The organism is Bradyrhizobium lupini (assembly GCF_040939785.1).
Taxonomy (GTDB): domain Bacteria; phylum Pseudomonadota; class Alphaproteobacteria; order Rhizobiales; family Xanthobacteraceae; genus Bradyrhizobium; species Bradyrhizobium canariense_D.
The window spans coordinates 2,686,258-2,697,530 of sequence record NZ_CP162553.1 but is presented as its reverse complement, the minus strand read 5'-3'; the positions used below and the strand labels follow the sequence as shown (position 1 = coordinate 2,697,530).

Below are 11,273 nucleotides of genomic sequence, written 5' to 3'. Positions count from 1 at the left end.
TTCTACCTGGGCAGTCGGGTCGAGAGGAGCTGCAGGACCGTACCACGCACCAGCCCAGCCCAATCCAAAGCCCCCCGCCAATGCGGCCAGAACGAGCCATGTGGTGGGTATTGACTGACCACTTGGGGCCAATAGCGCCAGGATCTCATCTCGATCGGAGGTCGTGAAATCTGATTGGTCGAAGGTGACCGGCGACGTCGCGACCTCGCCACTGCCGTGATCCGCGAGCGTCTCGGTCCTTTCCGCCAAGGTATTCGCATGGTGCAATTGCATGCTCAGGTCCCTTGCGATCGCCAATGATTATACCGGGAATTTAACCAACCCTTAACGGCCGGTGCACACATCAGCAAATAAATACGGCAGTGGATCGCAAAGGCTGTCCAAGCGCGATACGAGGGCCCCCAGTCGCTCACGTTGCGAAGTAGCTGGAAGGGGTGAACTTATCCCAGGTCGTTGCGGGACTTGATCGCTGCCTTCGAACACAAGTGAGTTTTAATCTTGGAAGCTTGAAACTAGCCGGTTTCTGCTGGGGCTTGTTTCGAGGCAGCAAAGAAGAAATGCTCTCAGGAAGGAGGAAAACATGAACGAGCTGAATCGGTTTTTGGGCAGGAACGCTCTTCTAGCCGCTAACGTCGCTGCCGGCCTTCTTGCGCTCTCCAGTACGGGCGCCTCCGCCGCTATTGCGTGTAGGGGAGAGGTTTGCTGGCGTGTTCATACAGCCCTATGTCTACCCGCCGTCTCCGACAATAGTCATCCACGCGGACCACTGGACGCCCCCGACTCCGACAATCGTCGTTCGCGAGCACTGGCGCCCGGTCGAGCGCTTCACGCGGGAGTACATCGTGCGGGAGTATGGCAGCTTCGACGATCCCGAACGGTAGCCAAGTCGGCATGGTCAGACTGGGTCGCCGGGCTTGATTGGAGCGCCGGAAGGATGGCGAGCAGCAGGCCGGCAAGCAGTCTCGAACCGACGACGCCTTCGTTCGATTTAGCTTCCGTTCGGATCGGCGGCCTTCCTCAATCGCAAACGTGGTGCTGCTCGCGGGCGGTGGATGGTACCGCCTCCGGATCTAGGACCCGCAGTTGCTTCAATAACCGTCGAAGCAGCGCGTCAGCCTGGCGGGTTACGACAGCAAACCTGCCCACGCTCCTCAGCCCCGACGGCGCTCAGGACACTCAGCCAACATGGCATGATGCTTCGCGGGAGCACCCGCTTGTTCGGGGCGCTAACCCATCTGAACCAACGCCCCGGTTTGACCAACAAATATTTTGAATCTGCAATAAACTGCGCGGTTTGTAAGCGCACGTGATAATTTGGAGACCGCTGGGCCCGGAGCTCTCGACCGAAAGCTGATACGCAGCGATGCGCGGCTTATTTGGGGCGCTGCTCAGCTGCCGGGCCGCCTGAGTGGAGTTGCTCATGAGTACTGAGCGGAATCCCGACCCTATGATCCTGTTGTTCGCGATTGCCGTGATAGTCGCGGCGTTCGCGGCATTCGTCACGACGTTTGAGCGGGTTGGGAGCACCACAGCTGGTGGCGAGGCTCCCTCCGGGACCACGGGGCTGGGCAAGCCTCGCACGCCTCTTGAGCGAGCACCAGACCCATCAGTAGGAAAGTAACCGCCACACCGGTGCCGGCGCGTGTGCCCGTTCTTGTATTGCAGCATCGCCCCCGCAGCCCTGTCAATCGACTGAACCTTCGAACGGAGCTGACCCGAAACACAAAGCGAAAGGAACGCGCAGCGACAACCCTCTGGTGTCTGGGGCCTTCCAAGTTCACGCTACCGTCTTTTGGGGCTTGTATGGTCCTACCTCTGATTGCATACTCTTCCCGTTGCGGCCTGCATATAGTTTAGTCATTGTTCGAGGCAGTAATGAGTAATCGAGGTCAGGTTTACAATTATTCGGTTATTCTGCGCGAACGGGTCGAGGAGCTCATCGCACTATTCGGGCAACTGCAGACGCTCAGGCGTCGCCTGCAAGCCGCTAACGCGAGAAGGTTTGGTCGGCGTATCCCGAAGGCCGCGCGGAGAAGGAGAGTTCTTCGGCGGTGATAGCCACCGTTCAATGCAACGATCGCGCGTCCCCGCGTCGACATTGATACGAAGCCGCGTCCAGGCCGCTTCAAAACACCTGCATCTGCAGCCATTATCTGCAACACCGAAGCATTGGAGCAACAGTTTCCCGGCGCTTTGACCAGTGCGCGATTCTTAATTTGCGTCGTGTGCGCGACTCAGACCTGCTCTCCGTGGGAAGTAGAGAGGGGCCGGGGGAATGATTGTACGCGCGGGGGCCATTGTTGCGTTGCTGCTGATGCCCCTGGGCTCCGAAGCCTTCGCTTCGCGTCACTACAGACCCACATCGCGGTATCATGCAGCGAGGTCAGATACTACGTCGCGAAATATTCGGCACCGGTGGCCGAGATGTACGCTCGTAATCACGGTGCTACCGACGCACAAATCGAATGGGCCCGACGTTGCTTGGCTTCGAACGAGGCCGAAACAGGGCAGCGCCGGTACGAATGAGCATGACCGGTGATCGCCTGGACATGCTGCATATTCTTAGACGCTAAATCCGTGGCGTAACTCAAGTGACACCAAAAATAGAGCCGCATTCGCGCGGCTCCTCCTCTTACTGCGCGTCGGCTTCGTCGCCCTTAGCTTCGTCCCGCTCGGCTTCTCCGTCGTCCTCTTCTTCTTCTTCGACATTGTAGCCGAAATCGACTTCTCTGAAATCGACTTCGAGAGGCGGCGCATCGTCCTCCAACTCGGTTCCGCATCTTTCGCAGCGCTGAACGAAGAGCCAGGAGCGTTCTTCGCTAATGCGAGAGTGACGGCATTCGGGACACCAGAGAAGGTCGCTCATGGCAGTCCTCTTTTGTCCGATCCTTCAAGGTTGACCTTACTCATTGGTTCACCAGTTGGAGCTCCCTCCCTTTCTTCTTGCGCGTCGCGCGGGGTTTCTTGAGTGCCGCAGTCTCCTGAGTGATCTGCTCCTTGAGCGTTTTAAGCTCGTTATCTATCGATGTTTTTTCAGCGACGAGTTCAGTTATGCGCTTTATAGTTCTCCTATGTGCAGGGTTTTTCCACCGCATTAGTACCAAGGCTGTTCGAAGGCCCAGCCTTTATCGATGGGTTGCAGTGTGTTGCCCCTGATCGTTGGAAACGTTTCGAATGCAAAGTGGTTGAGAAAGCGCGGCGCGATCGACGCCAGCAGCTCCATCATGCTTTCGCAGAGAGAAGCAAGCTGGATATGCAGATTGGCGCCGAGCGCCGCAAAAAACCGAGCTCAAGTCGGAATGACGCTGAGGTGGACGCGCAGCTGAGCCCAAGCGAAGCTCCGCGGACCAGAAAGATAGCGGTTCAAAGTTCCAGACAGCATTGTGCTGACCGCCCGCGGATGCGCGAGAGCGTCGTCGCCCAGGCGGCTCTTGAGCGCTTCCTGGAGCGGGCCGCCTATGGATGCTTTTGTTTACGCGGCCATCGATCGGAATGAGCAGGTGCTCAACTTCTGGATTTCGGGCGGGCTTTCCTCGTCCAGTACGGGACGGGGTGAATTCTCGAGCAATGGCCGGCAAAGGAAGGAACTATCCCTCAATCCCCCTTGGCTCAAAAAGTTACATTGGAAATTTCAGATCGCACTCAAGCGCAAGTCGACGGGCCAAAGCAGGTCAGTTCACGTCGTGATCCGAGCGCCGAATGGTCATCCTGGAAGCCGATCAGGACGTGGAGTGGTGAACTCGACCTTGCGCTGCCTGACTTCCCGCCTCGTCGGTCAACAGGCGCGTCAAGAACCTCCGACCGACTGATTGCCTGAGAAGCTCCAAGCAGCTGGTCGGATATGCGACATGCGTCGCAAGCTCGACAGGAATGATACAAAAAATGCGTAATTTCAATGAGCGCTGGCTGGCATGCGACTTGCTATTTTCTCCGCAGAGCCCAGGTAAAGCGAATTTGAGCAATGACCAGTCTGACTGAGAGCGCAAGTCAAGTCGGTGCGGCGAACCTGCTGAGCGTCGGTTCGCGGGCCCCCTCGATCAAAGTGGAGAACTGGCCACGCGGCCAGCCCGTTAGAAAGTTCGAACGTGGGAAGGTATATATCCTCGAATTTTGGCCGACGTGGTGCGGACCATGTATCGCCTCGATGCCAAATCTGGTGGTCCTGCAAGACAAATACACGAACAACGGAGTTGAGGTGGTGGGCATCGCGGCTCACGAACAAGCTTCGACGGAAAATGAAGCGCGAGCCAGCTTGGACGCCTGGTTGACAAAAAGCTTGTCAAATCTGAACTACGCGATCGCATTCGACTACGCCGGCGAAATGAACAAGCTTTGGCTGGACCCAAGCTTTTCTGTCGGGATTCCCACGTCATTCGTCGTTGACCATGACGGCCACATCGCCTTTATTGGCCATCCGACGCAGCTCGATCATGCCTTGCCAAAAGTTCTGAACGGATCCTGGGCAACGAGCGATGAGGCCAAAGCGCTGGATGCGGAAAGGATAAACACGGGCCGACGCAGAAAGCGTGAACTATCGCAGAAGAGAGCTCTGGTGGAGCCGATCTTTGCCAGACTTGAGCCCGCCATGAAGAGAAAGGATTGGCCGGCAGCCCTTTCAGCTATCGAGGAGGCCCTCGCGGCGATGCGGGACGAGGTCACCTTCCGTGGGCTTCACGCGGAATTGTTGCTTCACAAGATACGCAACCTGGGGGCTGGCCTGCCGGTGTTGCGCCAATTAGTTCGCGACGCGATCGAGAAGAAGTCCGCGGTTTGGATGAGCGTCGCGATCCGCCAACTGTTCGACCCCGCGAAAGACTACTCCGATTTTCCACATGCGGAGCGCTTTGCCATGGGCAAGGAGCTCTCCGAACACATCCTGGCGGCGAATCCACCCCGAGGCAGCGACGGCGCGAAGTTCCTGTCGTACGGGGCGGTCGCTCAGTACTATTACGAGACCGGTAAGAGGGACCGCGCGATCGAATTGGTCGAGGTGGCGCTGAAGTGGCTGGATGCAGCGCCTGCCTCGGATCTAGCGAAACGGGACGTCGTGCAGTGCTCTCTCCAGGCTTTGGCGAGCTACAGGAGTGAGAAGCTCTCTTACGAGGAGTGCTGTTCAGCCCCGCAAAACACGGCTCTCGAAAAACCGGAACCGAGATCGCCAAGGGAGGCAGCGTGAGCAATGCTGCTTGGCATTTCTTTTTCAGCCTCGTGGTTTTGCGATCGAAATCGAAGCCTCTTGGGAATGTCGGGCATTCACATGAAGTGCGGACAGTTGGCACGAGCCGGTGAACGCAGGCGAGGCCGCACCACCATAACTTCTTTATGGCGAATGTTTCCTCAAGGTTGGTCGCGCTCCGACGCGATAGCGGCGGGAGTGCCTGCTGAAGTGAAGAGTGGTCGCCGGCTGCTAAGATTGGCGTCCTAGAAGATGCTGGATGGCATCTTCGAACAACCAAAAAGATAGAAATGGGTGGTGACGCTGATGCTTTCCAGCTCTCAAGGAAGCTTTCTCAACTTTCTATCGCTGCTGTCGGAAGCGGTTCAGAACTTCGTTCCGCTTGGACGGCAAGCCGATTCGGGAGAGGCGCCAGTCCGTGGCTCTGGACTGTGCTGTTCGGAGCCGTCAGATTCCCCTGCGCCCGCCGGTGAAGGAACACTGAGCGAAGCTGTACCTTCAATGAGCCTCTTTGCGAGCACGGCGCCGGGTCGAGCATGATGTACAATCAGCGCCAGCGCCGCTCTGCCAAAGCTGCCGCCCTGTTCCGGAAATCTGGGCCCTGGTACAAAGTGCTTTACGTCCAGGTACTCATAGCGATCCTGATTGGCATTCTCGTTGGCTGGCTATGGCCCGCTGTGGGGACGAGTAGCTGGGTCAAAGCGCTTGGTGATGGGTTCATCAAGCTGATCAAGATGGTGATCGCGCCGATCATCTTCTGCACTGTTGTCTCCGGAATTTCGCATGTTCAGGATGCACGAAAGGTCGGCCGAGTCGGCGTCAAAGCGCTACTTTACTTCGAGATCGTATCAACCTTCGCGCTCATTCTGGGTCTTGTGATGGGCAATCTCGCTCAGGTCGGTCATGGGCTCGCTCCCAAGGGGGATGCCGCGGCCGTAGCCAACTACGTCAAGACGGCGGAAGCGCAGAAGACGGTCGAGTTCCTCCTCAATATCATTCCGGATAGTGTAGTTGGCGCCCTGGCCCGAGGTGACGTGCTCCAGGTGCTACTGTTTGCCATCCTATTCGGGTTCTCGCTGATGGCGCTTGGGGAGCGGGGTGAGCGGATGCGCGGTCTGGTTGACGATGCTGCGCAAGCGGTGTTTGGAGTCATTAGGATCGTAATGAAGGCAGCGCCAATCGGGGCGTTCGGCGCCATGGCCTACACTATCGGCGAATTCGGACCGTCCGCGCTCGGTAAACTCCTCGGATTGGTCGCCCTGTTTTATGTGACAGCCGGGCTCTTCGTGATCATTGTGCTTGGCCTGATCGCGCGCTTGGTAGGCTTTTCTATTCTAAAGTTCATCGGGTATATTAAGGATGAGCTGCTGATCGTGCTCGGAACATCCTCGTCCGAAAGCGCGCTGCCGCAGTTGATGGAAAAACTGGAACGGCTCGGCTGTTCGAAGGCGGTCGTCGGCCTAGTGGTGCCGACAGGATACTCTTTCAATTTAGATGGGACGAACATTTACATGACGTTGGCGACCTTGTTCATCGCGCAAGCGCTCGGGGTCGATCTCAATTTCGGCCAGCAGCTCACGATACTCATTGTGGCGATGCTCACCTCGAAAGGCGCAAGCGGTGTTACCGGTGCCGGCTTTGTCACCCTGGCTGCGACCTTGACTGTGGTCAGTCCTGAACTTGTCCCAGGCATTGCGATCGTATTCTCGATCGATAAGTTCATGAGCGAGGTGCGTGCACTTACCAACATCATCGGAAACGGTATTGCCGCGGTGTTTGTGTCCTGGTGGGAAGGCGAACTCGATAATGTTTCGCTACACGCGCAGTTAAAATAATGTGCGAGCTCAGCCTAGATCGCTGACGAATGCCGCGGGCCAACAAAGCCGTCCCGTTCAATCCTGACTGGTAGCAGGCGATCATCCGGTGGAGACATTTGTTTTATTCGAAAGGGCTAAACAGACCAATGGTTCCCCTTAAGCTTTCGACTTCGAAAGTGAGCCGGCTCGACCGTTCCCTTATGAGCATCATTTAGATCACGCATGATCTAGGCGTAGTAGCCAGGATCGCCCGATCGGGTGATGGTCATGCATGGCGAGCTCATCGTGGACTAAAACCCGAGGATCAGGCAGCGGGAGAACCCTGTTGCGAAGGTCACAGTCCATCAGTTTACCAACTGCGACATCGGGCATTCGCCGTTCCCGAGACGAGCATGAGGCCATCATGCAAGTGATTGCGGAGGGTGACGGCGATACGGCAGCGCGGCGGATGCGCGCCCATATGCTGAACGCGGCTGCGGCACTCAGGCGCTATATTGATGATCGCTTTGGTAAACAGTACAGCGGCGATGCGCCTGAGAACATTTGACAAGTTACGGCATGAGCTGGAGCATTTTGCGGCCAACAAAGAGCTCATTAGGAACTTAGTTTGGATCGCCAAAGAGGAATTGGAGCGCCCTCTCTCTCTCTCTTGAATAGGAGGCCGGTGGTTCGAGCCCACCCAACTCTCCAAGACGCCGAGCTTGGGGCGGACGCGGCCTGCGGAGGGATTCAAGGACAGCTGCGGAGGCGGCGCGCGAGCAACGCCGGTCATCAAATGATGAGCTGCTGCGAACCCTGATCTTATCGAGGACGCCGCAAACGGAGCCGCGGCATTCACCGAAGAGCGTGCGCCGATCCGGCTGAACGCCTGATCAACAAATCGAAAACGGGATCGATAGTCCACCATTCGGAGTGCGATCGCCATTGGGCACGATGCGACGCTTGACCAGCGGTCGGCCTGTTGAACCTGAGGAATCGTTATCCTTGGGACGCGTGCTCACGAGAATGGAAGAAACCGCTCTTCGACCTTCGGGCGCCGGGAATTCAGGGCAAACCCAGACCCGAGGGCTAAAAAACAGCCGGATCAACCGCACAGCGACTTGGAAGTGGTTGCTTTGGGCAGTGCATCGCTGACAGAATGGCCTTGCTATTTTGGTGTGGGTTGCGGTTGTGAATTTCCAAGCGTCCATAATGAAGGTGCTTGCCAGCTGCCCGAACGAGTTGGCTAGGCTTCCGGACATTAAGCGCGACCTCGCATTTCTCGCGACCTGCGGCTCGGATTGGACGGAGTATAGCAAGCGCCTTGGTGCCGCGTTTCCTTCGCTGGACATCTTCTCGCTCGGTTTCGTGCAGCGATATTCGTTCGGCTGGCGGTTGACCGCGAGGGGTGCGATTGCGCTTGAGATGATGGAAGAGAGCGCCAGAGCCACGGTACGGGGTATGGGGGAAGCGACCGCGCCGGACTCCGTCCGAGTAGATCCATCACTATCAGACGTAGAGGAAGTTGGCGGGCAGAGCGAGCAACCGGCGTCACCGGCGGATCGGCGCGCCCGGTTTACCGTGGTCGAGGGTGGCCAAAGCAAGGCCGCGTAGCAGCTCCTGTCGGTCCGCAACGTGCGCTTTACACGCTGCTTTGGGGTACAATGGAGCGGCCCGCAGTTTCCGCAACGACTTGGAATGCGCTTCGGTGGTGCGAGCTCAGCGTCGTCCGAAAGCCAATCGCAGCGAGCAGCGCGCGGTTTTTGTTGGGGGGGCTGACGAGGCTTTCACAACCGCTTGGCCGCTAACCCATTTCTTTGATTCCGCCTTTCCCACTGCATAGACCTTGACCTACACCGTAAATGGTTACTTGAATTTGGATACCGGATGTTACAACGTGGCTGTTCGCTCACGTACGCGGGCTCTGCTGCGTTCTGCATTCACGCAGAGCCTTCCCCCAAGATTCTGGAGCCCACGTTCACGAAAAGCCAGCAAAAATTCAAACAACCGCTCTGGAAAAGGCCAGAAGAACTCACCAATCGATTCATCGGCGCGGCGCTTGCAAAAATGAGTACCAGCTGACCTGCATTGAACCAGCAATGAAAACTTGCCTACGAAATATCCGAGCAGGCCGAGCGGCGTGTTTCGAGCTCAGTAGAATCGGCGCTGGCCAGTCTCGCTAGCTGCGACAGCTCTTCTCAAACGCTTCTCGATAAACGAGCGCTCAAATTCGGTCAGGCGGGTTCGCAATTACCGGCGGTATCGTTGGATGTTGTTTTGACAAGCTTGCGTTCGAGCCGACTGCTCAGTTTCCATCATCGGCAACTCACACTGGCCTTTTTCATGACGTCGAAGCTCCGCTGCTTCCGCATGCCTAGCCGGATTAGCGGTCTCGCCGACTGCGATGTAGTCACTCAAGCCGGCGCCACCTGACGAAACCAAGGGCCGTGGCGGCGGTTGTTCAACCGCGCCCTTGAGAGCTCCCACTGAAGTAAGGCGAACAGGCCGACGGTGACGAACCTGTGAAGCAGTTCACAAAGAATCGAGAGTTCACTTTCGGTCAAAGGCTTCTAATCGGCCGCACGCGTGGCCCCGATCGTGAGTGTGAAGCAGCCTTGCGAGGCCACTCTAGCAGGCGGAGCCGTCAGGACCCATCCGTCGAGCGGCTGCCCCGTCGGTCGCGGCGGCGGTCTCTCGCTCTCTGTCTCAGACGCGAAATCCTTTGTTGCCGCCGCAAAACGGCGGGCGGTTCGGCAAATCCGCTGACAAATTGCGCTCTGGCGCGGAAACAGCAGTAATTATGCGGTCAATTTGAAGGACAATCTCGGTTCAGCCAGCGTACTTGGCAGCAATTAGCGCTCTCAAGTTCGAGGCGGTTATGTAATTTGCCTTCACCGCAGTGAGGATCACTCTGCTCAACTCGATCTCTCTGCATTCAGCTAAAAGCCGATCTTCTCGGCGCTGTCTCAAGCTGGTTACCCGCTGCTGACGGACTGTGTCTCTGTCGAAGCCCTCGCTCTGAGCCGACGTATCTCGGTCTAATTCTTTAAATGACTATTGAAGCTGTTATTGAACAGCGTGAGCCTATGAACTGGGATAAGCGGAAGGCGAGGCGTGTTCAATTTGAACATCAGCACAGAGCCACTCTCTTGGGGGCTGATGGAACATGGTGGCGCGATTGCGTATTCATCGATGTTTCTGAAACTGGCGCGAGACTGCGAATAAGTGGACCGACGGATGTCCTGCAATCGCGTCGGTGTTTCCTATTGCTGTCCACGACGGGGCTGGCATTCCGGCGTTGCGAACTGGTTCGACTGAACGGGCAGGAAGTCGCGCTGCGGTTTGTGACAAGGTGGACTGTTGGGGGGCGCCCGGCACTCCGGGCGACGTTTCCAACGCCAGGGTCAGACTAAGCGAAGGAATCACTATTCCGACGTGTCGCGCCATCGCGAACGATCAGCGGGTTTACCCCAACGAGGCTCGGTGGCCGGTTGCGTCCTCGCATTGGCTAGGCGGGCGGCCGCGGCGGGTTCGCGCTGCCGATCCCGTATTTTCATGCCTTGTGGAGGACATGCTTTCCTTTCACGTGCTCATGCGCTGCGACAGGTCCGGAGAGGGTCAATCGGCCCTTTAATTGCGGTTTGTTGTCAAGCTCTTCCTCTCTCCAGTGACACGCCGGTAGCGATTGCTCCGTCGGAGCTGGTCAGGTTGCGGAGACGGAGCGATCGCGGATGGCGAGACGATTGCCTAGAGGGCTTGGCAATCGACGTCGTTGGCGGCTTCGTCGGGTTGGGTTGATGTCGTAGTTGGGGTCATGGTCCTTTCCGAGGTCGCGAGCACCTCATGATGATGTCCGGATCGGGCGCCTCAACGTTTGCAGCGGAGTGCGGGCGAACCGCCACCAGCCGATTGACCGAGGTCACCACGACCACCGTTCCAGCGGGACATCGCCAGTCCGGCGGACCGGACCAGGAACTTGCGAGCAAATATCAGATTGGCTTCGGCTGGCCCCAGTCGAACGACGTGCCATCGACCCAGATGCAGTGGAGAATCACGGCGATGTTTCGGGCGATGGCGACCTTTGCCTTCTTCATGCCGATCCGCTTGGCGAGCTTCATGCCCCAGGCCTTTAGGGAGACCACTTTTTGGTTCGATAAAGAAGGACAGTGGCGGCCTCGAACAAGTAAGTTCGGAGAAGCCGGTCGCCCCATCGAGATGTCTTTCCGTCGTGTCGCGCCATCGCGAACGATCAGCGGTTTACCCCAACGACCCTCGGTGGCCCGTTCCGTCGCATTCGGTAG

At 57.5% G+C, this 11,273-nt stretch carries 6 protein-coding genes and 2 pseudogenes; 6 read left to right on the top strand and 2 right to left on the bottom strand.

The window, feature by feature from the left end; all coding sequences use genetic code 11:
* Positions 1-707 precede the first annotated feature (707 nt).
* A complete protein-coding gene (locus tag AB3L03_RS12905; RefSeq protein WP_368508745.1) occupies positions 708-881 on the top strand; it encodes a hypothetical protein in 174 nt (57 codons plus the stop codon).
* Positions 882-2,632: 1,751 nt separating this feature from the next.
* On the opposite strand, the gene AB3L03_RS12900 is transcribed toward AB3L03_RS12905, so the two are convergent.
* Positions 2,633-2,866, bottom strand: coding sequence for a hypothetical protein (locus tag AB3L03_RS12900; protein WP_368508744.1), 234 nt, complete (start codon positions 2,864-2,866; stop codon positions 2,633-2,635).
* 1,095 nt (positions 2,867-3,961) lie between these two features.
* Between AB3L03_RS12900 and AB3L03_RS12895 the strand changes: the two genes are divergently transcribed.
* From AB3L03_RS12895 to AB3L03_RS12875, 5 genes and pseudogenes are all read left to right on the top strand, one after another.
* A complete protein-coding gene (locus AB3L03_RS12895; protein ID WP_085383573.1) occupies positions 3,962-5,176 on the top strand; it encodes a TlpA disulfide reductase family protein in 1,215 nt (404 codons plus the stop codon).
* 539 nt (positions 5,177-5,715) lie between these two features.
* Positions 5,716-7,011: a C4-dicarboxylate transporter DctA gene (gene dctA, locus AB3L03_RS12890; RefSeq protein WP_368509046.1), complete on the top strand. Its 1,296-nt coding sequence runs from the start codon at positions 5,716-5,718 to the stop codon at positions 7,009-7,011.
* Between the two features lie 352 nt (positions 7,012-7,363).
* Positions 7,364-7,540 (top strand): annotated as a pseudogene (locus AB3L03_RS12885) (FCD domain-containing protein); the annotation flags it as partial.
* A 644-nt stretch (positions 7,541-8,184) separates the two neighbouring features.
* On the top strand, positions 8,185-8,586 hold the full coding sequence (locus AB3L03_RS12880) for a hypothetical protein (RefSeq protein ID WP_368508743.1): 402 nt from the start codon (positions 8,185-8,187) through the stop codon (positions 8,584-8,586).
* A 1,436-nt stretch (positions 8,587-10,022) separates the two neighbouring features.
* On the top strand, positions 10,023-10,385 hold the full coding sequence (locus AB3L03_RS12875) for a PilZ domain-containing protein (RefSeq protein ID WP_368508742.1): 363 nt from the start codon (positions 10,023-10,025) through the stop codon (positions 10,383-10,385).
* 576 nt (positions 10,386-10,961) lie between these two features.
* Here the strand turns inward: AB3L03_RS12875 and AB3L03_RS12870 are convergent.
* A pseudogene (locus AB3L03_RS12870) lies at positions 10,962-11,197 on the bottom strand (IS110 family transposase); the annotation flags it as partial.
* Positions 11,198-11,273 lie beyond the last annotated feature (76 nt).

What these genes read in the sequence shown, in the direction of transcription:
- AB3L03_RS12900 (WP_368508744.1), bottom strand. Translation starts at nt 2,866, where the DNA reads ATGAGCGACCTTCTCTGGTGTCCCGAATGCCGTCACTCTCGCATTAGC.
- AB3L03_RS12895 (WP_085383573.1), top strand. Translation starts at nt 3,962, where the DNA reads ATGACCAGTCTGACTGAGAGCGCAAGTCAAGTCGGTGCGGCGAACCTG.
- dctA (WP_368509046.1), top strand. Translation starts at nt 5,716, where the DNA reads ATGTACAATCAGCGCCAGCGCCGCTCTGCCAAAGCTGCCGCCCTGTTC.
- AB3L03_RS12880 (WP_368508743.1), top strand. Translation starts at nt 8,185, where the DNA reads ATGAAGGTGCTTGCCAGCTGCCCGAACGAGTTGGCTAGGCTTCCGGAC.
- AB3L03_RS12875 (WP_368508742.1), top strand. Translation starts at nt 10,023, where the DNA reads ATGACTATTGAAGCTGTTATTGAACAGCGTGAGCCTATGAACTGGGAT.